The 25760-nt window shown below is 36.1% G+C and carries 25 protein-coding genes; 15 read left to right on the forward strand and 10 right to left on the reverse strand.

Features of this window, described 5'->3' with window-relative positions:
• Positions 1-149: 149 nt before the first annotated feature.
• From ACTJIP_RS18780 to rplU, 3 genes are all read right to left on the reverse strand, one after another.
• The gene (locus ACTJIP_RS18780) at positions 150-317 is read right to left on the reverse strand and encodes a bacteriocin-like protein (RefSeq protein WP_156118851.1); all 168 of its coding nucleotides are present in this window, start codon (positions 315-317) and stop codon (positions 150-152) included.
• Positions 318-507: 190 nt separating this feature from the next.
• Entirely contained in the window at positions 508-765 is a 258-nt protein-coding gene (gene rpmA / locus ACTJIP_RS18785) for a 50S ribosomal protein L27 (RefSeq protein WP_027372929.1), read from the reverse strand.
• Between the two features lie 12 nt (positions 766-777).
• Positions 778-1356 carry a 50S ribosomal protein L21 gene (rplU, locus tag ACTJIP_RS18790; RefSeq protein WP_077419399.1) on the reverse strand — a complete coding sequence of 193 codons (579 nt, stop codon included), beginning with the start codon at positions 1354-1356 and terminating at the stop codon, positions 778-780.
• Between the two features lie 184 nt (positions 1357-1540).
• Here rplU and ACTJIP_RS18795 point away from each other — a divergent pair, with 184 nt between their 5' ends.
• The 8 genes from ACTJIP_RS18795 (at position 1541) to ACTJIP_RS18830 (ending at position 11583) form a co-directional block, all read left to right on the forward strand.
• On the forward strand, positions 1541-2428 hold the full coding sequence (locus ACTJIP_RS18795) for a metalloprotease (protein ID WP_077419398.1): 888 nt from the start codon (positions 1541-1543) through the stop codon (positions 2426-2428).
• A 143-nt stretch (positions 2429-2571) separates the two neighbouring features.
• Positions 2572-3660 carry an acyltransferase family protein gene (locus ACTJIP_RS18800; protein ID WP_077419397.1) on the forward strand — a complete coding sequence of 363 codons (1089 nt, stop codon included), beginning with the start codon at positions 2572-2574 and terminating at the stop codon, positions 3658-3660.
• Positions 3661-3734: 74 nt separating this feature from the next.
• Positions 3735-4313, forward strand: a complete 579-nt coding sequence (locus ACTJIP_RS18805) for a tRNA-(ms[2]io[6]A)-hydroxylase (RefSeq protein WP_077419396.1) — start codon at positions 3735-3737, stop codon at positions 4311-4313.
• 24 nt (positions 4314-4337) lie between these two features.
• Complete coding sequence (locus ACTJIP_RS18810) at positions 4338-4955, forward strand: DUF502 domain-containing protein (RefSeq protein ID WP_047377240.1); 618 nt, start codon at positions 4338-4340, stop codon at positions 4953-4955.
• A gap of 92 nt (positions 4956-5047) precedes the next feature.
• Positions 5048-6424, forward strand: a complete 1377-nt coding sequence (locus ACTJIP_RS18815) for a tryptophanase (protein WP_440704942.1) — start codon at positions 5048-5050, stop codon at positions 6422-6424.
• Between the two features lie 243 nt (positions 6425-6667).
• Positions 6668-7834 carry an FAD-dependent monooxygenase gene (locus ACTJIP_RS18820; RefSeq protein WP_440704943.1) on the forward strand — a complete coding sequence of 389 codons (1167 nt, stop codon included), beginning with the start codon at positions 6668-6670 and terminating at the stop codon, positions 7832-7834.
• A gap of 2 nt (positions 7835-7836) precedes the next feature.
• Entirely contained in the window at positions 7837-8994 is a 1158-nt protein-coding gene (locus ACTJIP_RS18825; RefSeq protein ID WP_077419394.1) for a pyridoxal phosphate-dependent aminotransferase, read from the forward strand.
• Between the two features lie 162 nt (positions 8995-9156).
• The gene (locus ACTJIP_RS18830) at positions 9157-11583 is read left to right on the forward strand and encodes a TonB-dependent receptor plug domain-containing protein (protein ID WP_077419393.1); all 2427 of its coding nucleotides are present in this window, start codon (positions 9157-9159) and stop codon (positions 11581-11583) included.
• 42 nt (positions 11584-11625) lie between these two features.
• Here ACTJIP_RS18830 and ACTJIP_RS18835 read toward each other — a convergent pair whose 3' ends face one another.
• Positions 11626-12843 (reverse strand): PQQ-dependent sugar dehydrogenase, encoded by a 1218-nt coding sequence (locus ACTJIP_RS18835; protein ID WP_440704944.1) that lies wholly within the window; start codon positions 12841-12843, stop codon positions 11626-11628.
• 105 nt (positions 12844-12948) lie between these two features.
• On the opposite strand from ACTJIP_RS18835, the gene ACTJIP_RS18840 reads away from it, so the two are divergent.
• From ACTJIP_RS18840 to uvrB, 3 genes are all read left to right on the forward strand, one after another.
• Positions 12949-13320 (forward strand): BlaI/MecI/CopY family transcriptional regulator, encoded by a 372-nt coding sequence (locus tag ACTJIP_RS18840; protein WP_077419391.1) that lies wholly within the window; start codon positions 12949-12951, stop codon positions 13318-13320.
• A 2-nt stretch (positions 13321-13322) separates the two neighbouring features.
• Entirely contained in the window at positions 13323-15092 is a 1770-nt protein-coding gene (locus ACTJIP_RS18845) for a M56 family metallopeptidase (RefSeq protein WP_440704945.1), read from the forward strand.
• Positions 15093-15239: 147 nt separating this feature from the next.
• Positions 15240-17231 (forward strand): excinuclease ABC subunit UvrB, encoded by a 1992-nt coding sequence (gene uvrB / locus ACTJIP_RS18850; RefSeq protein ID WP_180564818.1) that lies wholly within the window; start codon positions 15240-15242, stop codon positions 17229-17231.
• Between the two features lie 80 nt (positions 17232-17311).
• Here the strand turns inward: uvrB and ACTJIP_RS18855 are convergent, their stop codons facing one another.
• From ACTJIP_RS18855 to ACTJIP_RS18870, 4 genes are all read right to left on the reverse strand, one after another.
• Positions 17312-17539, reverse strand: coding sequence for a DUF3820 family protein (locus ACTJIP_RS18855; RefSeq protein ID WP_077419572.1), 228 nt, complete (start codon positions 17537-17539; stop codon positions 17312-17314).
• 21 nt (positions 17540-17560) lie between these two features.
• Complete coding sequence (locus tag ACTJIP_RS18860) at positions 17561-18640, reverse strand: AI-2E family transporter (RefSeq protein ID WP_077419388.1); 1080 nt, start codon at positions 18638-18640, stop codon at positions 17561-17563.
• 11 nt (positions 18641-18651) lie between these two features.
• Entirely contained in the window at positions 18652-19380 is a 729-nt protein-coding gene (locus tag ACTJIP_RS18865; protein WP_047381924.1) for a beta-carotene 15,15'-monooxygenase, read from the reverse strand.
• 72 nt (positions 19381-19452) lie between these two features.
• Complete coding sequence (locus ACTJIP_RS18870; protein WP_440704946.1) at positions 19453-20175, reverse strand: hypothetical protein; 723 nt, start codon at positions 20173-20175, stop codon at positions 19453-19455.
• Between the two features lie 47 nt (positions 20176-20222).
• Between ACTJIP_RS18870 and ACTJIP_RS18875 the strand changes: the two genes are divergently transcribed.
• A complete protein-coding gene (locus tag ACTJIP_RS18875) occupies positions 20223-21200 on the forward strand; it encodes an aminodeoxychorismate synthase component I (RefSeq protein ID WP_440704947.1) in 978 nt (325 codons plus the stop codon).
• Positions 21184-21810, forward strand: a complete 627-nt coding sequence (locus tag ACTJIP_RS18880) for an aminotransferase class IV (protein ID WP_223601284.1) — start codon at positions 21184-21186, stop codon at positions 21808-21810. Before ACTJIP_RS18875 ends, ACTJIP_RS18880 begins: the two co-directional genes overlap by 17 nt.
• Before the next feature lie 2 nt (positions 21811-21812).
• On the opposite strand, the gene menD is transcribed toward ACTJIP_RS18880, so the two are convergent.
• Entirely contained in the window at positions 21813-23483 is a 1671-nt protein-coding gene (gene menD / locus ACTJIP_RS18885; protein WP_440704948.1) for a 2-succinyl-5-enolpyruvyl-6-hydroxy-3-cyclohexene-1-carboxylic-acid synthase, read from the reverse strand.
• Positions 23484-23567: 84 nt separating this feature from the next.
• Here menD and ACTJIP_RS18890 point away from each other — a divergent pair, with 84 nt between their 5' ends.
• Positions 23568-24518, forward strand: a complete 951-nt coding sequence (locus ACTJIP_RS18890) for an isopenicillin N synthase family dioxygenase (protein WP_047381935.1) — start codon at positions 23568-23570, stop codon at positions 24516-24518.
• 113 nt (positions 24519-24631) lie between these two features.
• Here ACTJIP_RS18890 and ACTJIP_RS18895 read toward each other — a convergent pair whose 3' ends face one another.
• Positions 24632-24895 (reverse strand): bacteriocin-like protein, encoded by a 264-nt coding sequence (locus ACTJIP_RS18895; protein ID WP_440704949.1) that lies wholly within the window; start codon positions 24893-24895, stop codon positions 24632-24634.
• A gap of 226 nt (positions 24896-25121) precedes the next feature.
• Between ACTJIP_RS18895 and ACTJIP_RS18900 the strand changes: the two genes are divergently transcribed.
• Positions 25122-25283: a bacteriocin-like protein gene (locus ACTJIP_RS18900; protein ID WP_175627299.1), complete on the forward strand. Its 162-nt coding sequence runs from the start codon at positions 25122-25124 to the stop codon at positions 25281-25283.
• Positions 25284-25760: the final 477 nt, after the last annotated feature.

Below are 25760 nucleotides of genomic sequence, written 5' to 3' on the forward strand. Positions count from 1 at the left end.
CTTCCGCAACGATTTCTAGTTGATTATAAACAAATATATAATTATTTCACTATCATAGGATATTTTTTAAGTTTTTTTAACTCAATATAAAAGCTGAACCCTGTTTAAAGATTCAGTTCTAAAAAATCTCAAAGGGATCTCATTTAATATCATTCAAAACATTCTGTACACGGCTGAGAAAGCATACAGTGTGATTTTTGCCATGGTGACCATCTGCACCATTCATCACAGGATTGAAACATAGAAGGGCAGACTGCCGCTACTCCTCCGGTTATTTCTTTTAAATTCTTTTTGCTTAATTTTTTTAGATTTTTCATAGATATATTGTTTTAATACGTGCCTACTCTTTATACTTTTCGGCTCTCGCAACTGACTCATAATTGGGCAGTTAACAAATATAAAAATATTTCACAAACAATAGAATATCCAGAAAAAAATATTACAGTAGAAATAACAAAAAAGCCCCAGCAAATGCTGAGGCTTTAATTTTTATAAAACGCTTAAAAATTATGCGTTTGGCTCTACAGATACAAAAGATCTGTTGTTTGCTTTCTTTCTGAAAACTACTTTACCATCTACTAATGCAAACAAAGTGTGATCTTTACCGATTCCCACGTTATCACCTGGGTGGTGCTGAGTACCTCTTTGTCTAACAATAATATTTCCGGCAATAGCTGCTTGTCCTCCGAAAATCTTCACACCTAATCTTTTAGAGTGAGACTCTCTACCGTTCTTGGAACTACCGACTCCTTTCTTGTGTGCCATTTTATTACTGGATTATTTATTAAGTGCTTTAAATTGATCGATATTCTTAATGATAGCAGCATCTACTTCTTCATGAGTAAGAATATTCTTTTCTAATTCAACTTTAACTGCTTTACCTAAAGTAATTAAAGTTTCTCTGTTCTCTTTAGACTGAGACAAGTTGTTTTTCTTCAAGTGATAGTTCAATTCATGATCTTCACCAAAGTTAACAGTTGCGTTGTCAGAAAGAACTTCACCTTTCACAGTTTCTTTTTTAGCAGCAGCTTTTTTAGCTCCACCTTCAAAACCAGTAATACCAGTGATTACGATTCTAGTTAAAGATTGTCTGTGACCGTTTTTCACTTTGTAACCTTTTCTTCTTTTCTTTTTGAAAACGATTACTTTATCAGCTTTTACGTGGTCAAGGATCTCTGCTTCTACAGTGATTCCATTTACAGCTGGGGCGCCTACAGTGATTGCTCCGTTTACAGTAAGAAGAACTTTATCGAAAGAAACTTTTCCTCCTTTATCTCCTTTTAAACGGTTTACAAACAACTTCTGGTCTTGCTCAACTTTGTATTGAAGCCCTGCTATTTCTACAATTGCAAACATTGTTTATAAATTTTTAGTTATTTCGAGGTGCAAATATACATATAATTTTCTAAATAGCTTACAATCAAAGTAATGTTTTTTTAATATAAATCCTATTCACTATGTTTTGAATAATTTTTTTTAATAAAGCACTCACACTTAAGAGATAATTTCATACCTTCGTTTTACCAAATTGAATTTATATATGAAAAGAAACTTTAATCTCTGCTTACTAGCAGGTGCCATTGCTGTCACTTCACTGACAGCATGTAGTGATGACCAAATGGACAGCAATGTTCAACCCCAGCAAGAAGCACTTAGTGCTAAAATTGATCAACCCGGAGATCTTGAAAAAATCTGCTCCTATGTAGACAACAACTGGAGCAACAATTCGGTTTTATTAACCGGTCTACAAAACTCCACAGACACCAATTTTATGAATAGTCAGATGACTAAAATCGCAAGTTTGTGGGGAAGAAGCAATCCTACACTGAGATTTGTGAATGATGCATCCAATTTCAATTCAACGTACAATGCAATTTCCTATTCTACCGGAAAGATCTATTATGGATATGCCATCTATTATGATGCAAAAGCAAAAGGCGGAGATATTGTGAATGCGATGATTCTTGCACATGAATACGGGCATCAGCTGCAATATATATTTGGGCTTCCTTCTGTAAATGAAAATACAGCCAGACCTAATGAGCTTGAAGCTGATGGCTTTGCAGGATACTACCTGAGAAGACCTAATGGTTATAATAAAACCAGCTTTCCTGAAATTGCAGCAGCTTACGAGTTTGCACAAAGCATCGGAGATTATCAGACCACCAGTCCAGGACACCACGGAACTCCTGCTCAAAGAAGATCAGCAGTACGTTTAGGATTCCTTTTAGGACAATATGATCTTAATGCATCAAATTTCGATTATAACTTCTTCTATTATTATCAGGGAGTATTAAACGGAACTTATAAGATGGCTAAGAATACAGTAAATCCTGAAATTGACGCATATATGAGTCAATATATTGATGAGCTGAGAAAAATTCAGTCCGGAGAAATTTCCGCAGAAGAGTTTAAACATCTTCAATAAACGAGAACATTCATTTTTAGCATATTTAAGAAAGGAGGCGGACAGTATGTTCCGCCCCTTTTTTGTTTTTAAAATCTTTTATGTTCTATAAAATCAATTTGTTTGTATTTTTGAAAAAATAAAAATCTTCCAAGCAATCTATAATGAACAGAGATCTCTATATTGATTTCGCCAAAGGACTGGCAACACTTTCTATCATCTTTATCCATACCGCTTTCTGGTCTGGACAGTTTTATATTCCCGCAGAAGTAAGAGTTTTCTCGCTTGTTTTTGACGTTGCTCTTTTTTATGCCCTGAGTGGAATCACTTCCGGAGCCAATATTGAAAAAACATTGTACCGGCTATTGAAACTGCAGATTACCTATATGATATTTGTGACTTTCCTGTTCTTTTTAGATTACTTCTTTAAAGTTTTTGGACTGAGCTTCTTTTCCATGGAATGGCTTCAAAACTTTTATTCCACATTTGGATCTAAATACTCGGCCACCAGTATTTCAGCAACCCCTCAATGGGAAAATCTGGGCAACTGGTATCTTCATCAATATACCAATGCTGACACTTTTCCTGTAGTGATGGGAAGCTTCTGGTATCTTAAAGTTTATTATGTTCTCACTGTTTTTGGTGTCCTTATCTTAAGGTTCTTCCCGAAACATATCAATTGGTTCATTGGGCTTTGTATGGGTCTGACTTTATTATTCAATCTTTTCCCGGAATATTATCCAACAGGACAGGTGGGGTATGTAGCTTTTTATCTTGCTGTATTTTTAATTGGTCACAGGATGCGTGGGAAAAAGATTCCTGCCAAAGCAATTCCTATACTATATGCATGCGTTGGGGCAGCTCTTATATGGATGTTCTGGTACTATGGGGGAGAAATTTTCTATAAAATCAACAAAAACAAATTCCCACCAAAAATACCTTATATCATCTGGACATTATTCTCACTCGTAACATTATTTGTCCTTTATAACCGATTAAAGATCACAAAAGAAAATTTTATCACCCACATCGGGAAGAATGCTATTTTCTTCTACTTTGCACAGGGCATCAGTTCTTCATTGGTGTATTTTCTGGTCGTTCCGTTAAAAGAAAATATGTCATGGTGGATTTTAATGATCATTATTTATGGGATTAATATCGTTTTAGCTTTTGTTATCTCTGCCGGATTAAAAAAAGTAGATATCTGGGGTTGGAATATTTTGGAATTCCTAAGAAGAAAGACCGCCTCTTAAGACTTTAATGATCAAATTGAAATAAAGTCACATTTCTTACCTCAATTTGTTTAAATTTACAGAAATTTTACAACATGTTTAAGTTGAAACTCCCTACCGATCCAAGGTGGGCAAATATTGCAGAAGGAAACATCGGAGAAATTTTAACAGATCATGCCTGGTGTGAGCAAAAAGCAGCTACTAATGCCATAGGCCTGATTACAATGCTTCCGGAATATCCTGAGATTGTAACAGAACTTCTTGCCATTGCACAGGAAGAACTGGATCATTTCAATCAGGTTCATGAGATCATTAAGAAAAGAGGATATACCTTTGGAAGAGCAAGAAAAGATGATTACGTGAATGAACTGGCGAAATTTATCGTTCAGGGAACAAGAGACAACCTCATCGTAGACAAAATGCTTTTTGCTGCTATGATTGAAGCCAGAAGCTGCGAAAGATTTAAGGTTCTTACCGAAAACATCAAAGACGAAGAACTTAAAGTTTTTTACAAAGAACTTATGATTTCTGAAGCTAATCATTACACTACATTCATTGGATTTGCAAGACAGCTTGGAGATCCGGAGAAAGTAAACAAACGTTGGGAAGAATGGCTGGAATATGAAGCTAACATTATTAAATCCTACGGAAACAAAGAAACTATTCACGGTTAAAATAGAAACAGTAAAGAATACACATTGAAGAAGCCAAGCTTTGAAAATATTGCCAATCTATTTCTGAAAAACTTTTTTCAGGGACTCGTTATCATTGGCCCTATCGGGCTTACCATTTTTGTAATCTGGTATATTGTAAGCGCCATTGACAATCTTGTTCCTTCGCTGGCCAAGCAGATTCCAGGGCTTGTATTCGTATCCATTATTCTGTTTACAGCTATTTTAGGATATCTGGGAAATAAATTCGTGGTCGGAAGATTCTTTTTCGATACTATGGACAGTTTACTGGAGAAAACTCCGGGAGTAAAACATATTTACACTCCCACAAAAGACGTGATGTCTTCATTTGTAGGTGATAAGAAAAAATTCAACGATCCTGTATGGGTAAAAACCAATGAAAATCCGGAGATCTGGAGAATTGGTTTTTTAACTCAAAAAGAAATGTCGGACGTTGACAAGCATAATTACGTTGCGGTATATCTTCCCCACTCGTACGCCATCTCGGGCTGGGTAATTGTTACTGAAGAAAAAAACATCAAACCTGTAGTGGGAATGACAGCAGCTTCTGCAATGAAGTTTGCAGTGAGCGGCGGTGTAGCCGGATTCCATTCTGATGAAAACATATTTAAAGCTCCGGAATAATACTTCCCAAGCCTTATTTATACATTGATGAATTTTGAAAATTATTTTCAAACACATTTTCTTTACAAACAATTTAAAACATAATTTAACTCATGAATTTACCGTACGCGGAACCTTTCCGCATTAAAATGGTGGAAGAAATCTATCAATCCACCAGAGAAGAAAGAGAGCAATGGCTTAAAGAAGCTAATTATAACCTTTTCAATTTAAGATCTTCACATGTTTATATTGACCTGCTTACCGATTCAGGAACCGGAGCAATGTCTGATAAACAATGGTCTGCTTTGATGACCGGAGATGAAAGCTACGCAGGATCCCGTTCTTTTGAACAATTACAGAAAACTGTTGAAAAAATTACAGGATTCAAATATTTATTACCTACACACCAGGGAAGAGCTGCTGAAAACGTTCTTTTTTCAGTATTGGTAAAAGAAGGAGATGTAGTTCCGGGAAACTCACATTTTGATACCACAAAAGGACATATCGAGATCAGAAAAGCACATGCCATCGACTGTACAATTGATGAAGCTTTTGACATTAATGACCTTCACCCCTTCAAAGGAAATATCAACCTTGAAAAACTGGAAGAAGTTTATAAAAGCCACCCTAAAGAAAACATCCCTTTCTGCTTAATTACCATTACGTGTAACTCTTCAGGAGGACAGCCCGTATCATTAGAAAACATGAAGGCTGTAAAAGCACTTTCTGACCAATATGGAATCCCCTTATTCTTTGATTCAGCGAGATTTGCTGAGAATGCTTACTTCATCAAAAAAAGAGAAGCAGGACAGGAAAACAGAAGCATCAAAGAAATCTGCAAGGAAATTTTCTCTTACGGAGACGGGATGACAATGAGTTCTAAAAAAGACGGTTTAGTAAATATCGGAGGATTTATTGCTTTGAATAATGAAGAGGTTTTCAGAAAAGCTTCCAACTTTACAATTATTTACGAAGGCTTTATTACTTACGGTGGAATGGCCGGAAGAGATATGGCAGCATTAGCTGTAGGTCTTGATGAAGCTACTGAGTTTGCTTATCTTGAAAGCAGAATTTCTCAGGTTGAATATTTAGGCAATAAGCTGATTGAATATGGAATCCCGGTTCAAAAACCAATCGGAGGACATGCTGTATTCATTGATTCTCTAAACTTCCTTCCCAATGTTTCCCGTGAAGAATATCCGGCACAGACATTAGGTCTTGAAATTTATAAAGAAGCAGGGATCAGAACCGTAGAAATAGGAACATTACTGGCAGACAGAGATCCTGCAACAAGAGAAAACCGTTATCCGAAATTAGAATTGGTACGTCTGGCAATTCCTAGAAGAACCTATACCAATAACCATATGGATTATATTGCTGCCGCTATCAAGAACGTTTATGAAAGACGTGAAGAAATAGCAAAAGGGTACAAGATCACCTGGGAGCCGGAAATCTTAAGACACTTTACTGTTCAGCTTGAAAAAGCTTAATCATAAAACCGGAATTTTTTCCGGTTTTTTTATGCTTTAAAGTTCAAAATCCTCCAATACTAAGACAATATTGTTTTTTATATTCCAAAACACAAACTAATAACAAATTCAAAATCAATCAGATACTGCATTTTGAAAATAAATATAAATCAAGCATATTTCTTTATTACATATAACATATTATTCTTTTCATTCTATTTTTAAGAAAACGAAATCAAATTAATCCATTTTTTGAAATAGTGAATGTTTTTAATTTTAATTTTGTATCCATCTGATGAAACAGATGTAAAAATACTTGAGAACCAACCTGAAAAATCCGTTATTCCGAAAAAAATGAAGAAAATTGCTGTCGTGGGTGCCGGTATTTCCGGTTTAAGCATGGCGAATTACTTAGAAAAGCACAAGATTGATTACCACATTTACGAAAGAAGAAAAAAGAAAGATCTGGCAGGTCATGGCTTTCTCATTCCACAGGAAGGGATGGAATACCTTTATCAGATTCTCGATCCTGATCTTCTTCTTCAGCATGGAAATTTTCTAAAAAAATACATACAGTACTCCCATACAGGAAAGATGCTGGCAGAAAAGGAGCTGAACAATGTCTTCGCCATTTCAAGACATTCATTAATTGATCTGCTGGTACAAAACATCTCCCCAGAAAAAATAACCTATGAACAAACGATCACCCCGGATGATAGACGCAATGGAAAATTGAAACTTTCGGATGGCACTGATATTGACGCGGATGTTGCTATTGTTTCTGATGGCTCCAAAAGCCGCATCAGAAGAAGTCTCTTCAAAAGTGAAACACTGAAAGCGGTAAGAGAAAGTGAAGTAGTCAATATTATTCAGGATAAGGAAATTGCGGATTCTATTGAAAATGACTTTATAAAATTCCATCATGAAGAAGGAGGCCTTACATTTGGAATCCTTAAACTTTCTACTGATACTATTCTTTGGTATTCACAGTTTGATAATGAGAAATACACGATCAATGAGTGTTCACCAGAGAATCTAAGGAAATATATGCTTGAAGTTTTTCAAAACTGGCATCCTTTAGTCCCGTCAATTATACAGAAATCAGACTATAAAAACGTACATTTATGGTGTGTGTATGAGTTGGAAAAGCTCAATCCGTTTTATAAAGATAATATTGTATTCATAGGAGATGCAGCCCATCCGCTGATTCCTTTTACAAGCCAGGGAGTAACCTCTGCACTAAAAGATTCTTTTACATTAACGAAATATTTAGTTGAAGATAAAAACATAAAGGAAGCCTTCAGAAAATATGAAGAAAAAAGGAAGCCTGAAATTGAGGTTCATATCAACAACGGAAGAACATTGCTCAATCAGTTCCTCTTGCCACTTAGTCAACAATCAGAAAATATTTTACCCATATCTTATAAATAACTATGTTCAGCAATAATGATATCAATTTTGAAGCTTTGAAAAGAAAGGCTTATAACGGAAGATGGGCAACCCTGGAAGAAGGAATTATTCCCCTTACCGCTGCTGATCCGGACTTCAGGACAGCTCCTGAAATAGAACAGGGAATTATTGAATACCTAAAAGACGGCTATCTAAGCTACGGACCGTTTTCTGGTCTTCCGGAATTCAAAAAAAGTGTTGCAGACCATTTCAACAAAGAGAAACACGGAACTTTTTCTCCTGAAAATGTTCTGGCTGTCAACAGTGCTGCTCAGGGAATGTTCCTGATTGCTTCTTATGTTCTGAATCCGGGAGATGAAGCCATTATTCTGGATCCTGTAGATTTTCTTTTCAAAAAATCAGTAGAAACAGCAGGTGGAAAAGTGATGCTTTGTCCTGTAAATACAATAACCGGAGACATTGACTTTGAAAAACTGGTCTCTTTAATTGGTTCCAAAACCAAACTTATCAGCATTTGCAATCCACACAATCCCCTGGGAAGGGTTTATTCTAAAGAAGTATTAATAAAAATAGCAGAGATCGCTTCAGCTCATGATCTTTGGGTGATGAGCGATGAAATCTGGAGTGATATTATTTATGACAACAAAGATTTTCATACCTATTCTTCTGTTTCTGAAAAAGCAAAGAGAAAAAGCTTTACCGTCTATGGGTTTTCAAAATCATTTGGAATAGCAGGATTGAGAATCGGGGCTGTCTTGTGTCATGATCAGGATATCCTTGAGGATTTTACAGAGAAATCCAATTTCAATTCAACGATAGAAGGTGTTTCTACTTTGTCACAGATTGCCGGAAGCGTAGCTTTGGAGAAAGCAAAACCTTGGTATGAGGAATTTTTAGCTCATTTACAGAGTAACAGGAATCTTGCGTTTACATTATTAAGCCGCTCAGAAATTCTAAACCCCAATCTCCCTGAGGCTACTTTCGTACTCTTTCCAAAGATTGAAAACGGAATGTCCAGTGATCAATTTGCCCAACATGTTTTAAAACAGGGGAAAGTTGCCATTGTTCCAGGATCAGAAAGATGGTTCGGAAAAGGAGCGGAAGGACATATCAGAATTTGCTTTTCCACCTCACAGGAAATTTTAGAAGAAGGAATTAACAGAATCATTACCAGCTTTTAACATTAAAATTTTTCATTAAATCCAAATAATAAGTTATTATTTTTCTTAAATTAACGCTAATCTCTATTAAATTAAGATATCCATACTAAATATTTAATTTTAGTATGGATTTAAAAATAAATATTGATAATTTTGATTAAATCACCACTCAAAATTATCTATATGAAAATAAAATACATCAGCATTATTTTTCTTGGAGTTTCCACCCTATCCTATGCTCAGCAAATAAAGGATACCCTGAAAGAATCTAAGATAGACGAAGTCGCTATTACCGGAAGCCGGAATAAAAAAAGAACTGTAGTAAATACACCCGTTCCTATTGATATCATCGACATCAAACAGGTAAGCCAGTCAACTGGGCAAGTAGAAATCAACCAGCTTTTACAGTTCTCTGCACCTTCTTTCAATTCCAACAAACAATCAGGGTCTGATGGAGCTGATGCAGTAGATCCTGCCACTTTAAGAGGCTTAGGCCCAGATCAAACCCTACTCTTGTTAAATGGAAAAAGATATCACCAGTCTTCACTGATCAATCTTTTCGGAACTAAAGGAAGAGGAAATACGGGATACGATATGAATACCATTCCCATTGGTGCCATAAAAAGAGTGGAGGTCCTTCGTGACGGAGCTTCAGCTCAATATGGCTCAGATGCTATCGCAGGGGTAATCAATGTTATTTTGAATGATCGTGATAAAGGTTTTGAGGGAAATCTATTCACAGGAATGAACCTTTTTAAAAGTCCCGGAAATAATGATGTCGTTTCTGATCATAAAATAGACGGAACAACCGTTGATTTCAGTGGAAATTTAGGAACTAAAATAGGTTCAAAAGGAGGTTTTGGAAACTTTACAGTAGAGTTTATGAACAAAGATTATGCGATACGAAATGCAAATCCTGATGTGTATACTGCACCAAGGCAGCGTTTCGGGGATGCAAAAGCTCAAAACATTTACTTTTTCGGAAATATTGAGCTTCCTTTATCTGATGGTCTGAAATTCTATTCTCGTCAGGGCTTTTCCCATAGAAATACCAAAGCTTACGCATGGACCAGATCAGCAGATGCAGACGGAAATATTCCCGAAGTTTACCCTACAGGATTTAATCCGATTGAAAATACAAGCATTACAGATTTTACGTTTGATAACGGTCTGAAATTTAAGGTTGCTGGCTGGGACGTAGATTTTTATAATGCTTTTGGCAACAATAGATTTACCTATCAGATTGACAATACGATTAATGCTACTCTGGGCATCAAATCACTTACAAGTTTTAATGCCGGAGGACATTCATTATTACAGAATACAACCGGCTTTAATGCAGTGAAACAGTTCAAAGTGCTGGAAGGGCTAAACGTTGCTTTCGGGTCGGAATTCAGGTATGAGAAATTTGATATCATCAAAGGAGAAGAAGCTTCTTATGCCATGTATGATGTCAATGGAAATCCTGTAACCGCCAGTACTCCTCCAAACCTTCTTGTTACCAACCCTTTAAGCGGTAATGTAAGACCAGGCGGTTCTCAGGGATTCCCGGGATATTCAACAGATATTGGCAAAAGCAGAAATAACTTTGCCGCCTATGTAGACACCGAGTTGGATGTTACAAAAAACTGGATGATAAGTGTTGCCGGAAGATTTGAAAATTATAATGATTTCGGAAGTACCCTGAATGGAAAATTTGCGACAAGATATGCGATCACACCGCAGTTCGCTTTTCGTGGTTCCGTTTCCACCGGGTTCAGGGCACCTTCTTTGGCTCAGAAATACTACAGCCAGCAGTTTACCAATTTTCAGGGTGGGCAGTTGGTTACTATTCAGCTAGCTTCTAACGATAGTAAAATTGCAAGCAGTCTTGGAATTCCTCAATTGAAGCAGGAAACCTCTGTGAACGGAAGTTCCGGATTTACTTTCAATACAGGAAAATTCACAGCGACAGTGGATGGATATTATATTCAGGTAAAAAACAGAATCGTTCTTACCGGATATTTCGCACAGGCAGACTTGCCTGCAGATGTTCAGGCAGATAATCCATTTATTGATCAGGTACAGTTCTTTTCCAATGCAATAGATACCCGCACAAAAGGGGTTGACCTTATTTTAAGTTATACTGAAAATCTTGGTTCCGGGAAACTGACTGCTACCTTAGCCGGAAACTATAATGATATGGAAATCACTAAAGTGAATACTTCAGAACAGCTGGCAGGAAAAGAAGATATTTACCTGAGTAAGAGAGAAAAAGCTTTTATCCTTGCTTCTGCTCCAAAAACAAAAGTTAATTTAAACCTCAATTATAAGATCAACAAATTCAATGCGAATCTGCAGTTGGTAAGATTTGACAAAGCAACGCTAATTGGTTATGATGGTACAGAACAGCTATATAATCCCAAAGTAACTACCGATCTTTCTTTTGGTTATGAATTTTGTAAGAATCTGAACCTAACTCTAGGTAGTAAAAATCTATTCAACAGATATCCTACGCTGCAAACCACTCATGTAAGCGAGGGAAATACAGAAGGCGGAGGTATTTTTGACCCTGTTCAGATGGGATTTTCCGGAAGACAGGTTTTTGCCAGACTTAACTTTAAGTTTTAACTGAAAATAAAAACTCCTGAAAATTTTCAGGAGTTTTTTTATTTATTTTTTTGAAATCTTATACAATTTACCACTGTCGGTTACCGCATAAAGATTTCCGTCCATTCCATTCAATACATCCCGGAAACGTTCTTTCTGATCTGCAAGAAGACGTTCTTCACCCACTACTTTATTATCTTTCATTACAATTCTGTCAATATGCTCACCACTTAAACATCCGATAATCAGGTTTCCTTTCCACTCCTCAATATTTCCTGTATAAAAAGTAATTCCGCTTGGTGAAATCACAGGATCCCAGTAATAGACGGGCTGCTCAGTACCTTCTCTTTGAGTGATTCCCTGTCCTACTTTGTCTCCTGAATACTCGATTCCATACGTCACATCTCCCCATCCGTAATTTTTTCCGGGTTGAATCAGGTTGATCTCATCTCCGCCTCTCGGGCCCATCTCCACATCCCAAAGATTTCCATTAGGATCAATGGCCATTCCCTGCGGATTACGTACACCATAAGCATAAATTTCAGGTTTATAGCCAGATTTTCCGATAAAAGGATTTCCCGGAGCCGGTTTTCCGTCTTTTGTGATTTTTAGAATTTTCCCAAGATAATTATCCGTTTTCTGAGCATACACACGGGTTACTTTATCTGATCTTTCTCCTGTACTGACAAATAAGTTTCCATCTTTATCAAAAGCCAAACGGCTTCCATAGTGTTTATCTCCGTCATAAGAAGGTTCCGCACGGAAAATAACTTTTACTTCTGAGATATTTTTGAGATCTGCAGACAGCTTACCTTTCGCTACAGAAGTTAAATTTCCTTTTCCAAACGGTTCCGAAAAACTGAAATAAATAATACTGTTGGTAGTAAAATCAGGATCAAGAGCTACATCAAGCATTCCACCCTGCCCTTTTGAATCTACTTTTGGAAAGCCTTCTATTTTTGATACCTGCTTTCCATCTGTTGAAACAACATTCATGTAACCTTTTTTGTCTGTGATCAGAAATTTTCCGTCAGGTAAATTGATAATCCCCCACGGTCTTCCCAAATCTTTATTCAATACCTCTACATTATAGGCCGTTGTGCTCTTTACTGCCTTGATTCTTGTCTGCCCTTTAAATGCCGGTTTGTAGTCAGAATTAGGCTTCTCTGTTTCTATACTTCCATCATTTCCGGTTTTCTGAGCATTCGCATGATTTTCTTTGCATGAAGAAAAAATAAGAAAAAAACTCAGTGCCTGGATATAAAATTGATTGATTTTCATAATATTATGATTGGTGATTGTACAATGAATGGAAAAATAATGCCATAAAGTTTGTGTGTCTCATTTTTTATTCTACATTTGTAGAACAAATTACAACATTGTAGAATGAAAGAGATTAAATTAACAGATTCTGAAAAAATTCTCATGGACATCCTTTGGGAGAAGAAAAAGATTTTCATGAAGGATATTCTGGAAGCCTACCCAGACCCTAAGCCTGCTGCAACTACTATTGCAACCTTGCTTAAAAGAATGCAGAACAAAGAACTTGTAGGCTATAAAGTGTATGGAAATTCCCGTGAATACTATCCGAAAATAGAAAAAGGGGAATATTTCAAGGAGGAAATGTCATCCATGATTGATCGTTTTTTCAACAGCTCGGTAACACAGTTTGCATCCTTTTTTACATCGAATGCCAAGCTCAGCCAAAAGCAGCTGAAAGAACTCCGCGATATTATAGATGAACAGATAAAAGAATAGATATGACAGCTATTATTCTGAAAATAGTTCTGTGTTCTTCTATTTTCATTGCCGTTTATTATCTCTTCCTGGAAAAAGAAAGAATGTACAGATTCAACAGATGGTATTTGCTAAGTGCTATACTCCTTTCTTATATAATTCCATTGATCAACATTACCATACAAAGACCTGAAGCAGAGACTAAACCACAAATAATCATTGAAGAAACGGCTCAGCAAATGGTCTTTATTCAGCCGGAACCGGAAAGTTTCAACTGGATGAATATTATATGGGCTATTTATGCTGTAATCACACTTTTTCTACTGATAAAAAGCCTTTTCGCTCTTTTAGCTGTCAGAAGAATTCAGGGAGAAAAACAAATTTATGAGGATTACAATATCCTATTAACGAGTGAAAGCCTTTCTCCTTTCAGCTTTTGGAATACAATATATATGGGGAAAAGTTATATGGAAAATAATGTCATTGACCAAAGGATTTTCCTGCACGAAAAGGCTCATATTGACCAGAAACACAGCATAGATCTAGTAATACTGAATCTTTTAAAGATTTTTACATGGTTCAATCCTGTTCTTTTCTTATACAAAAAAGCAGTGATCACGAATCACGAATTTTTAGCAGATGAAGCGGTTCTGAAAAAGAATTATAATATTAAGGAATACCAAAACCTTATTCTTGAAGAGATTCTTAGCCGCCAAAATCCTTCTCTTACTCATTCATTTAATTTTAATAACACCAAAAAAAGATTTATTATGATGAAAACAAAAAAATCGAAATTCAGTCTGTTAAAGAAAACAGCTGGAATCACAACATTGATCGTCGCTGCAGTATTACTTTCTGAAAGAACTTATGCAGGCAATCCAGCGAATGTTCAGATGCCTGAAAAAATAGCAGAAACTTCTGTTCAGGCTAATAGCCAGAATTCTTACCAGGAATTTAAGGACATATTAGCTAAGTATGCAGATTTGCTGAATCATGGGAAATATGCTGAGTTTTCAAAAAACGTTACTGAAAGTGATAAAAAAAGGCTGGCAGAACTCTATCCTTTACTTAATGAAAATCAGAAGAATGAACAGAAAATCACATTCTTTGCGCTGCCTGAATTGAAAAAAAGAATTCCAACAGAGAATGAGCTGAAATCATTCTTAAATAAAAATGAGTATGCAGTCTGGATTGATTCAAAAAAAATTGAAAACAGCGTTTTGAAAAACTATAAAAAAACAGATTTTTCAAATGTTTCTATCAGCAAAATTTATCCGAATGCAAAAACAGCAAAAAATCCTCAGCCTTATCAGGTTAGCTTAATGACTCATCCCTATTTTGCAAAAACTAAAGAAGAGGGAAAATCTTCAATGATGATGGGTTTTAAAAGACAAGAGCTAAAAAAAACTCAGGATACCATAACGCCACGAGAAAACAATATAGTGAGCAGCGAAGGTAAAAACACAAACTTACAGGAAGACAAAACCTTTGTGAGTGCTGAATATCCAAATGGGATGAAAGACCTTAGAACAAAAATAGGCAGAACCATGGATCTCAATACTCTGAACTCAGTAAACGGAACAATAAAAGCTTTTGCGTATGTTCATATAGACGAAACAGGGAAAACAACCAATGTGACAGCCTCCGGTGACAACGATGTTTTCAATAAGGAATTCCTTAGAACAATGACTGCAATAAGCAGCGAAACAGTCTGGAAACCCGCCACAAAAGATGGGAAAGCCATCGCTTCGGTATTAAAAATCCCCGCAACAATGACTTTTACCAAACCTTAATAATGAAAAGCGCTAAAAATTAGCGCTTTTTATTATTTCAATTATTCTTGTTGAGACTGTTAAAATTTTATTATCAAAATATTCATCTTCAAAACATTATCCTGTCTAATAATTTCTTTTGTATTTTTGTTGTATACATTCTTTTCTATGGATTTTAAGCTTCAATCAGAATATAAACCTACCGGAGATCAGCCCCAAGCTATTGAAAAACTTACTGAAGGTATAGAGATCGGTGAGAAATATCAAACACTTCTCGGGGTTACCGGCTCCGGAAAAACTTTTACTGTTGCGAATGTTGTAAAAAATGTTCAGCGCCCAACCTTAGTTCTGGCACACAATAAGACTCTTGCGGCACAGCTCTTCATGGAGTTTAAAGAGTTTTTTCCGGAAAATGCCGTGGAATACTTTGTAAGCTATTATGATTACTACCAGCCTGAGGCTTATATTGCCACAACAGGAACTTATATTGAAAAAGACCTGAGCATCAATGAAGAAGTTGAAAAGCTACGTCTTTCTGCAACAGCCAGTCTGCTTTCCGGAAGGAGAGACGTTTTGATTGTGGCATCCGTTTCCTGTATTTATGGTATCGGAAACCCTACAGAATTTCATAAATCTTTAATTTCCATTACTATTGGTGAAAAAGTGACAAGAACAGCACTTCTCCACTCATTAGTCAATGCATTATATGCCAGAACATTAAATGAATTTCAACGAGGAACATTCCGTGTAAAAGGAGATGTAATTGATGTTTTCCCTGCTTATACTGATAATGCGATCAGAATTCAGTTTTTTGGGGATGAAATTGAAAAAATTCAAAGTTTTGACCCAGTTACGGGAAATGTAGAGGATAATTTTGATCAAATACAGATTTACCCTGCCAATCTTTTTGTAACATCGAAGGAGACCTTAAATGGTGCCATTAAAGATATTCAGGATGATATGGTAAAACAGGTTGATTTCTTTAGCTCTATTGGAAAACCATTAGAAGCCAAGCGACTTCAGGAAAGAACCGAACTGGATCTTGAAATGATTAAAGAGCTGGGTTATTGTTCAGGAATTGAAAACTATTCGAGATACCTGGACGGCCGTCTTCCGGGAACAAGACCTTTCTGTCTGATTGATTATTTTCCTAAAGACTTTTTAATGGTTATTGATGAAAGCCACGTAACAGTTCCACAGGTTCATGCCATGTATGGAGGTGACCGAAGCAGAAAAGAAGCACTAGTGGAATATGGTTTCAGACTTCCGGCTGCAATGGATAACAGACCTTTAAAGTTTGAAGAATTTGAAGCCATTCAGAATCAGGTAATCTATGTATCTGCAACTCCTGCAGATTATGAACTTGAGAGAACCGGAGGAGCTTATATAGAGCAGATCATTCGCCCAACTGGACTTCTTGACCCGATTATTGAGGTAAGACCTACTATCAACCAGATTGATGATTTGATGGAGGAAATCCATAAAAGATCTGATGCTGATGAAAGAGTACTGGTAACCACTTTAACGAAGAAAATGGCGGAAGAGCTTACGAAATACTTTATTAAATTCGGAATCAGAACAAGATATATTCACTCTGATGTTGAAACGCTGGAACGTATTCAGATCATGCAGGATCTACGTCTGGGTCTTTTCGATGTGCTAATCGGAGTTAACTTATTACGAGAAGGATTGGATTTACCGGAGGTTTCGTTGGTTGCTATTCTGGATGCTGATAAAGAAGGAATGCTGAGAAGCAGAAGATCAATGATTCAAACCGTGGGACGTGCTGCAAGGAATGTGAACGGAAAAGCAATTATGTATGCTGACAAAATCACCAAATCTATGCAGGCTACCCTGGATGAAACTGAATACCGCCGTGCTAAACAAATACAGTACAACGATGATCATGGCCTGAAGCCAAAAGCATTAAATAAAAAGATTTCTGAAAATCTTGTCGGAAGAAGCAAAGACTTCCCTGATGAAAAATATACTCAAAAAGAGATTCTTCAAAAAGTTGCCGAAACAAAAGCAACCTATGCAAGTGAAGATATAGAGAAAATGATTACACAGAAGCAGAAAGAAATGGAAGCTGCTGCAAAAAATCTTGACTTTATAAAAGCGGCCAAACTGAGAGATGAAATTACAGCTTTGAAAGCTTAAATAAAACTTTTTATAAAACAGCTTCGGCGGCATCAAAGATGCCGCCGAAGCTTTATTCTGAGATTGAAATATTTTAATTTTTATAATCCGTTTCTTACTGCTGCTCTGATGGGAGTCAAAAGATCCATCAGACCATTTAATTTGATCTCATAAACTGTTGAAAGCTGCATTCCCAGTTTTCCCTTTGGCATTCCGTTTCTGTTGAACCATTCCAGGTAGCTTACCGGAAGATCTACCAGGACCGTTCCTTCATACTTCCCGAAAGGCATTTTCATGACACAGATTTCTTTTAATATTTCCGGATTGATTCCTTCCACGCTTTTATATAATTAAATTAATTTTTCTTCAAGATCATTCTTATTGGGTAATTCGAGGTCTGGAGGCGTATCTTCGTCTGAAAATTCATTTCTGTACACCTGAACCAGAAGAAGTGTCAGTGAGATCAGAATAGGCCCGAAAATAAGCCCCATGAAGCCAAAAAGATTCATTCCCATGATAATTCCGAATACAGTATTCAAAGGGTGGATATTTTCCAGTTTTTTCAAAAGGGTAAAACGAAGAAGATTATCTGTAAGGCCAACCACAACAACACAATAGATTGCTAAGCCGACTCCCTGTACCGTATTTCCTTCAGCAATCATAAAGATACACACCGGAGCATATATAATAGCAGTTCCTACCACAGGAATTACTGAAGCTGCTGCCGTCAGTGCAAAAAGGAGTATTGCTCCCGGTGCCCCAAAAATAAGATATCCTATAAGCGCTACGATCCCCTGTCCTACTGCCACAACGGGAATTCCGATAGCATTGGCCATAATCAGTTTTCTCATTTTATCGCCAATCAAAGCAATGTTGGATCTCTTCAATGGTGCGGAAGAAGTAAGAATCTTTTCGAAGAGTCTTGGTCTTTCCAACATAAAATAGAGTATAAAATACATGGACATCACTACGGTAAGCGTATTGAAAGTACCACTGACTGCAGATGTAGAAAACTTCCCTACATTATCTTTCAGTTTTGCCATATTCTCTTTGCTCAGAATATCAAATCCTGTTTTAGAGAAAATATAAGAATGTATTTTATCCAGGAAAATATTGAACTTGGCCATATAAGCCTGTGCATTTCCCAGCTTATCAATAATCAGATCGGCAATAAAATAGATAGGAAGAATAAGAACGATAAGACTCGCAAACATTAATGCAAATGCAGCAAGCGAAGGTTTCCATTTTTTTTCTTCCTGCAGATAAAAGTTATACTTCCTGCAGACTACATAAATGGTGATTGCTCCCAAAACGGAGGGAATAAACAATGCCAGATTAAAACAGATCAACCCTGCCAATACCACAATAATGGCCAGCAACGACATCTGCTTTATCGCAACACTGCTTATTTGTTTGTCCTTATTCATCATGTATTTTATATTTATTTACTGTACATAATTTGTCTTGGTTTTCCTAAGAAAGCACAATACGTAGAGTACATTACAATCATAATAAACGGAGCGGTTAAGATTACCCCAATTCCGCAAAGAATAACCCCTGCAATAGAGATCAGAAACCCTAAGAATCCGGTTAGTAAGAAAATCCCATAATTTTCTTTAGCAATATTGAAAGATTTCCCTAAGGCATCTGTAGCTGAAGCATTTTCAAATAACAGAATTGGATACCCTAATAAAAGGAAAGGATATACAAAAATAATAGGCAGCACACACAATGCAAGAGCAACTGAAGAAATAATCCCCGATAGAAGACTGTAGATCAATATATTTACAAAATTCTGACGGTATCCGATGAATAGATCAGAAAACTCAATAGGACTTTTGGTATTATATTTATTCACCATGTAGATCAATCCTACATACAAAGGAGATAATAAGAGACCGAAAAGACTGGAAGCACCCATATACAAAGGAAGTCCCGGAGCACTCCAATAATTGAAGTCACCTCCTGAAGATTTCATATCTTCTACGATAGAAGCAGAGTCAAATCCAGTAAGCATCTGAATAACAGACCCTCCAACCAGATAAATAATCATTGCTACGATTCCGTAACCGAAAACACCTTTATACATTTCAAAGGCATGAGAAATAATCGACCCCGTATCTCTGTTAGGCACAGAGCCTTGCTGATCAAATTCGTTAAATTCAGACATAGTTTAAATATTTAATGATTTTACCAAATTTAGCTTTTTTTAGTAAAAAATCATATCAAACACGAATGAATTTTAACTTTTCTCTGAAAAAACAGTTTTATAAAGTGAATATATCATAGCATTCCAAAACGGGAATGTGAAAAGTCCTCCTATCAAAAACAGAGCAAAACCCAAATACTTAAATAGAAAAGCAACAATTACACAAACCATTATTTCCACAAAATACATTTTAAGGGCTTTAAAGTTCAGAGAAATTGCTTCAAATATCCTTTTATTCGTAAAAAACATGAGCGGCGCTACAAATAGGGTCACTGCAACCCAAACCACCGCCAGTATTACGGTAGGAATTGTAAATCTGTAAATAAAGAACCAGAAAAGAAAATACCCTACATATTTAAAAAAGTTGAGCCCATTGTACCCTGCGAACAGATCCCCGATCACAATATTTTCTTTAAGATCAATTTTCCTGAAGATCTGGAACATCCCAAGATTTAATGGATACAAAAACGCTGTAGTTCCCCAGATGGCCAGTGTAAACATCTGATAATTTTCGGTAGCTGTTATTTCTTCAATTTTTTTCAGATACACCTTAGTGCCTTGCAAAAAGGCTTCCTCCAATTCTTTATTGTAAGAGAAAACGTCATATTTCGCTCCAAAAAGCATAACAGCGGTAAGCAATATTGCAAAAAAGATGATGGAAAACATCAACTGAAAGACCAGTGTTTTATTCCAATAAAAAAAAGCCTGCTTCAATATAAAATCTAGTCCCGGTTTCTGAGGATATTTGTTCTGCATCATAAAAAATTTATGCAAAAGTAAACATCAATAATTATTTTTGCAGAATGTTTTCAATGAATCATCAAAAATTTATGGAAATGGACGAGCTTTCTCTTCAGAAGGTTCCCTATTTTTTCGTAATCGACTTTCTCTCGGAGAATGTCGAAATATATCAGCAACATGAAATTGAAAAATCAGGTTTAATTATTGATTTTCAAGAGTTTTCAAACATAAAAGAAACACACACGCTAGATAAAAAAGTACTCTGGAAGTCGTTTCCTGAAACGTTGGAAAGCTTTAAAACCGGCTTTGATAAGGTTCAGAAAAATATTCGTTTGGGAAACTCTTATTTAGTAAACTATACTAGAAAAACGAAAATAGAGACAAATTTAACCTTAAAAGAGATTTTTTATCATTCAAATGCAAAGTATAAAGTTTTTTATAAAGATTTTTTTGTATTTTTTTCTCCTGAAACTTTTGTAAAGATCATTAACGGTAAAATTTTAACCTATCCCATGAAAGGTACTATTGATGCCTCTATTGAAAATGCTGCGGAAATACTGAAAAATGATAAAAAGGAAAAAGCAGAACATTACACTGTAGTAGATCTGCTCAGGAATGATCTGAGCATGGTGGCTGATGATGTAAGTGTGGACCAGTTCCAGCATATTGATTTCATCAAAACCCAGCAAAAGGATCTGTATGCAATGAGTTCTGAAATTTCAGGAATAATAAAACCTGAATTTGATGGAAAAGTAGGAAGTATTATGCAGAAGCTTCTTCCTGCTGGCTCTATTTTAGGAGCTCCCAAGCCTAAAACGCTGGAAATAATTCTGGATGCGGAAGGGTATGGAAGAGGATATTACACGGGCGTTTGCGGCTGGTTTGACGGCGAAAATGTTGACAGCTGTGTGATGATCCGTTTTATAGAAAAAGAAGGAAATCAACTCTATTTCAAAAGCGGAGGCGGTATAACGCATATGAGTAAATTAGAAGACGAGTATCAGGAAATGAAAAATAAAATCTATGTCCCAATTCATTGAAAGCATTAAAGTAGAAGATCAGGAGATTTTTCTATTAGACTTACACCAGAAACGTGTCAATCAAACATTTTCCCATTTTGGGAAAGAAGACTCTATTGATCTGGCCAAGATCTACAAAAATCTGCAGCATGACGAGGATGGTCTTTTCAAACTAAGAATTTCTTATGATCTCGACAAAAGAGTCAGGACACAGATGATTCCTTATGCTATTCCTGAGATTCAGAATTTCAAGCTGGTAGAAAACAACAGTTTTGATTATTCATTTAAGTTTGAAGACCGTAAAGAGTTGGATAAAATGAAGATGAAATCCAAGACGGAAGAGATTATCATTGTTAAAAATAATCACATCACCGACACCTCTTTTTCCAACCTTTTATTTTTAAAAGGGAAAGACTGGTTTACTCCCGCTACCTATCTTCTGAACGGGGTACAAAGACAACATCTTTTAAAGCATAAAAAGATCAAAGAAACGGAGATCACTTTACAAAATATAAAGCAATTCACCCATTTCCAGATCATTAATGCATTGAATGATTTTGATGATATGTTCATCTATCCCATCGACAGAATTATCAATCTGCCGGGGAATGAAGAATATCTTGATCTTTAAGATTATTTCATAAATTCAAAGTATGACTTCAGTACATCTGCGCTATTCTTCCCGTGAGTATTTACTTCAAGGATTTTTGGCTGTGCGTCAGGTTTGAAGAAATTCTCAAGAACTCTGTCAAGCGTAATTTCATCCTCTACCTTTACGTAGGAGAACCCAAAGTGCTTGGCAAGAGATTCTGCATTTTTACGGTGTTTTGTGGCAATAAACTCGTCTAATGTATTCGGGTTGGCATTTCCGGGACCAGGAATGATTTTAAAGATATTTCCTTCACCATTATTGAAGATCATAATTCTTACGAACGGCGGAATATATTGATTCCAAAGTCCATTGATATCATAAAAGAAACTTAAATCTCCCGTGATCAGTAAAGTAGGGTTTTCATTTTTAATAGCAAACCCCATTGCCGTAGAAGTAGATCCGTCAATACCACTTGTTCCTCTGTTACAGTACATTTTTCGTTTTCCAAAATCAAACAGCTGTGCATATCTGATCCCGGAAGAATTACTGAAATGGATGTTATAATTTTCAGGAATCGTCTGTGAAGCCTTATTGAAGAAATAAAAATCTGAGAAATCAATCGTATTTAAAAACTGCTCGTGTTTAGCATCTTTTTTATCCCTTAAAACGTCCCAAAGGTTAAAATAAGGTCTAGGCTCCAGATTGATAAATTTCAACAATTTTGAGAAGAAAACTTCAGGCTTAACTTCAATTTTTTCTGTCAGTGAGAAATAAGTATCCGGCTGCCATACTTCATCCAGATGCCAGTGCTGCTTAGGACGGGCACTTCTCAGGAACTGTTTTACTTTTTTGGAAACTACATTCTGCCCTACTGTAATCAACAGGTCGGGGGCATAGGTTTTATAGTCTTCTTCTGTAAAATTAAATATATAGCGGTCTATATGTTTGAAAAACTTCTCATGATGCAGGTTAGAATTAGCTTCGCTTAAAACAATAACAGAATGGTTTTTCACCAATTGCGTCAATTGATTTTCCAACTCAGGACTGTAATCTCTTGTTCCTACCAACAGCATAATTCTTTGTGAAGTGTGCCATTCTGCAATTAAATTTGAAGGGATTTCATACTCTTTATGCTTGATTGTTTTTTCTACCGTAGGAAAAGTAGGAAGTTCTGATACAAGCTCATACAAAGGCTCCTCCAATGGAATATTAATATGTACAGGCCCCTGCTTTTCAAAGCAAAGTTCAATGGCTTTTTTAATGATATCGAAATTAATATCTTCTGCATGTTCTTTGCTGTCTTCCAAAAGCTGGAAGTCACCATAAGAATGCTGATGAAAAACATCCTTCTGTCTTATCGTCTGCCCATCGAACAGATCAACATAATCAGTCGGTCGGTCAGCAGTAAGTACCAAAAGTGGAATATTCTGATAAAAAGCTTCAGTAACAGCAGGATAGTAATTTACCACTGCAGATCCACTGGTACAGGTAATTGCTACCGGCTTCTTTTCGCTTTTCGCCATTCCCATTGCCACAAAAGCAGCACTTCTTTCGTCTACAATACTGTAACAGTTGAAACTATCTACCTCTGAAAAATGAATGGCCAAAGGAGCATTTCTTGACCCCGGAGAAATTACAATATCAGCAATTCCGTACTGTTGAAGAAGATGTGCAAGTATTTGGATACTTCTCTTAGAAGAATATTTTTTCATACAGCAAATTTAACTTATAAATAATGATTTTAAAATCATTTAATTTAAAAAAAATGTAATTTTGCTATTCGTAAATTTCTAAAAATGGATAAAATACCTAGTGTAGACCTGCGTGATTTCCTTTCGGACAACCCGGAACGCAAACAGAAATTTGTAAATGAAATCGGAAAAGCTTATGAAGAAATTGGTTTTGTAGCCTTAAAAGGCCACTTTCTTGATGACAACCTAGTGGATGATTTGTATGGAGAGGTAAAAAACTTTTTTGAACAGCCAGTGGAAACAAAAAAGAAGTATGAGATTCCAGGTATTGGCGGCCAGAGAGGTTATGTAGGATTTGGAAAAGAAACTGCAAAAGGTTTCAAAAGAGGAGACTTAAAAGAATTCTGGCACTTTGGGCAATATTTGTCTGATGATTCAAAATACAGAACTGAGTATCCAGACAATGTAATCGTTGAAGAACTTCCGAAATTCAACGAAGTGGGTAAAGAAGCATTCCAGATGCTTGAGAAAACAGGACAGTATGTTCTAAGAGCTTTAGCATTGCACCTTGGTTTAAATGAATTTTATTTTGATGACAAAATAGCAGAAGGAAATTCTATTTTAAGACCTATTCATTATCCTCCAATTACTGAAGAGCCGGATGATGCTGTAAGAGCTGCTGCTCACGGTGACATTAACCTTATTACTCTTTTAATGGGAGCACAAGGGAAAGGACTTCAGGTTCAGAACCACACCGGAGAATGGATTGATGCCATTGCAGAACCGGATGAACTGATGATTAATGTTGGAGATATGCTTTCAAGACATACCAACAACAAACTGAAATCTACAATCCACAGAGTGGTAAACCCGCCAAGAGAGCTGTGGAGTACTTCAAGATATTCAATTCCTTTCTTTATGCATCCTATCAGTGCAATGTCTTTAAATGCACTTGAAAATTGTGTAGACGAAAACAATCCAAAACTATACGAAGATACAACTGCCGGAGAATTCCTGCATGAACGCTTGATCGAATTAGGATTGATTAAAAAATAAATAAAGAGGCTGTCTCAACGTTGAGACAGCCTCTTTATTCTATTCCTTATTATAAGAAATATACAAACACATTTACATAGCAAATTGATGTTTAATCATTTTGTTTTATCCTGTTATACAATAAAATTCAGGACATGGTGTAGGCTGTGTAAAAGTTCCCCACGGACAGATACAGGTATAAGAATCACCACCACCGCCAGGATTTCCTCCACCTCCCGGATTTCCTCCGTAAGGCACACATTTTCCACCTGAACAGATCTCCCCGCAGAGCATCCTCCTTCTCCTGGGCCTCCGCCTTCAAAACAATAGGCCGGGAAATCTACTCCGGCTACAATACTTCTCTTGTCTTCTCTTGAAAGTTTTTTTAGATTTTTCATAGTTTTTGATTTTTAGTATTTCCTACTCTATAAGCTTTTCGGATAACGCTTACTTAAAAATAATATTTATTCCTTTAATAATCAAACATTTAAATAAAATTGAGTTTCTAATAAATTCAAGAGACACTGGTTTCATTAAAATGTATTTTTTTATATACCATATCCTATTTAATTTAAAATATTTTATTTATTTTTACTTTACCTACAAATTTTTAATTAAAAAAATATGAAAAATTTAAAAAAACTACAAAAAGATCAATTAAAAAACATTTCTGGAGGTGCTACTCTTCCTGAAATAGATTTCTGTATGTATTATTGCAGCGGAGTAATTGTTTGCGCTACCTGCAGTGATGATTTCAAATGCCCGGACACAAACAGTGATATGTAAGATTGAAAATCAAAATGTGATAAAATAGCACCGTTTCTTTAGAGAAGCGGTTTTTTATTTCTTTTGAATTAAAATAAGATGGATTTTGGTAAGTTATACATCTTTCTTACATCTAAGTAAGCCTTCAAGTATAATAATCGATTTATAAGCTTAAATTTAAAGTATTCTTAAGTAAGATTTATATATACTATAAAATAGGATTGATGAGGAAATACTTTAACAAATTTCAGAAGCCTTCTCCCGCTATCCATTCATACTCCTCACGCCAGGCTGCCCTGCGCTGCATCCCACTGGCTCTCCCAGGCATGCTGCGGGGTAACCATTACTATCGGGGCTAGGAAGGAGTCTAATTATAAGTTATAAGTTATGAATGATGAGTTGTGTGGCTCTGGGTTCTGCGTATGAACTGTGGATGAGAAATGATAAGTTCTAAATCGAACTAATATCTCTTTTTCCGATTATGTCATTCCGTAGGAA

Source organism: Chryseobacterium sp. 22543 (genome assembly GCF_052044565.1).
Taxonomy (GTDB): domain Bacteria; phylum Bacteroidota; class Bacteroidia; order Flavobacteriales; family Weeksellaceae; genus Chryseobacterium.

Bases quoted from the DNA above. Each gene is read 5' to 3' on its own strand.
- ACTJIP_RS18880 (WP_223601284.1), top strand. From the start codon at position 21,184: ATGTCCCAATTCATTGAAAGCATTAAAGTAGAAGATCAGGAGATTTTT.
- rpmA (WP_027372929.1), bottom strand. From the start codon at position 765: ATGGCACACAAGAAAGGAGTCGGTAGTTCCAAGAACGGTAGAGAGTCT.
- ACTJIP_RS18795 (WP_077419398.1), top strand. From the start codon at position 1,541: ATGAAAAGAAACTTTAATCTCTGCTTACTAGCAGGTGCCATTGCTGTC.
- ACTJIP_RS18895 (WP_440704949.1), bottom strand. From the start codon at position 24,895: ATGAAAAATCTAAAAAAACTTTCAAGAGAAGACAAGAGAAGTATTGTA.
- ACTJIP_RS18860 (WP_077419388.1), bottom strand. From the start codon at position 18,640: ATGATGAATAAGGACAAACAAATAAGCAGTGTTGCGATAAAGCAGATG.
- ACTJIP_RS18845 (WP_440704945.1), top strand. From the start codon at position 13,323: ATGACAGCTATTATTCTGAAAATAGTTCTGTGTTCTTCTATTTTCATT.
- ACTJIP_RS18890 (WP_047381935.1), top strand. From the start codon at position 23,568: ATGGATAAAATACCTAGTGTAGACCTGCGTGATTTCCTTTCGGACAAC.
- ACTJIP_RS18840 (WP_077419391.1), top strand. From the start codon at position 12,949: ATGAAAGAGATTAAATTAACAGATTCTGAAAAAATTCTCATGGACATC.
- menD (WP_440704948.1), bottom strand. From the start codon at position 23,483: ATGAAAAAATATTCTTCTAAGAGAAGTATCCAAATACTTGCACATCTT.
- ACTJIP_RS18835 (WP_440704944.1), bottom strand. From the start codon at position 12,843: ATGAAAATCAATCAATTTTATATCCAGGCACTGAGTTTTTTTCTTATT.
- ACTJIP_RS18780 (WP_156118851.1), bottom strand. From the start codon at position 317: ATGAAAAATCTAAAAAAATTAAGCAAAAAGAATTTAAAAGAAATAACC.
- ACTJIP_RS18870 (WP_440704946.1), bottom strand. From the start codon at position 20,175: ATGCAGAACAAATATCCTCAGAAACCGGGACTAGATTTTATATTGAAG.
- ACTJIP_RS18875 (WP_440704947.1), top strand. From the start codon at position 20,223: ATGTTTTCAATGAATCATCAAAAATTTATGGAAATGGACGAGCTTTCT.
- uvrB (WP_180564818.1), top strand. From the start codon at position 15,240: ATGGATTTTAAGCTTCAATCAGAATATAAACCTACCGGAGATCAGCCC.
- ACTJIP_RS18825 (WP_077419394.1), top strand. From the start codon at position 7,837: ATGTTCAGCAATAATGATATCAATTTTGAAGCTTTGAAAAGAAAGGCT.
- rplU (WP_077419399.1), bottom strand. From the start codon at position 1,356: ATGTTTGCAATTGTAGAAATAGCAGGGCTTCAATACAAAGTTGAGCAA.
- ACTJIP_RS18900 (WP_175627299.1), top strand. From the start codon at position 25,122: ATGAAAAATTTAAAAAAACTACAAAAAGATCAATTAAAAAACATTTCT.
- ACTJIP_RS18820 (WP_440704943.1), top strand. From the start codon at position 6,668: ATGTTTTTAATTTTAATTTTGTATCCATCTGATGAAACAGATGTAAAA.
- ACTJIP_RS18805 (WP_077419396.1), top strand. From the start codon at position 3,735: ATGTTTAAGTTGAAACTCCCTACCGATCCAAGGTGGGCAAATATTGCA.
- ACTJIP_RS18800 (WP_077419397.1), top strand. From the start codon at position 2,572: ATGAACAGAGATCTCTATATTGATTTCGCCAAAGGACTGGCAACACTT.
- ACTJIP_RS18815 (WP_440704942.1), top strand. From the start codon at position 5,048: ATGAATTTACCGTACGCGGAACCTTTCCGCATTAAAATGGTGGAAGAA.
- ACTJIP_RS18830 (WP_077419393.1), top strand. From the start codon at position 9,157: ATGAAAATAAAATACATCAGCATTATTTTTCTTGGAGTTTCCACCCTA.
- ACTJIP_RS18865 (WP_047381924.1), bottom strand. From the start codon at position 19,380: ATGTCTGAATTTAACGAATTTGATCAGCAAGGCTCTGTGCCTAACAGA.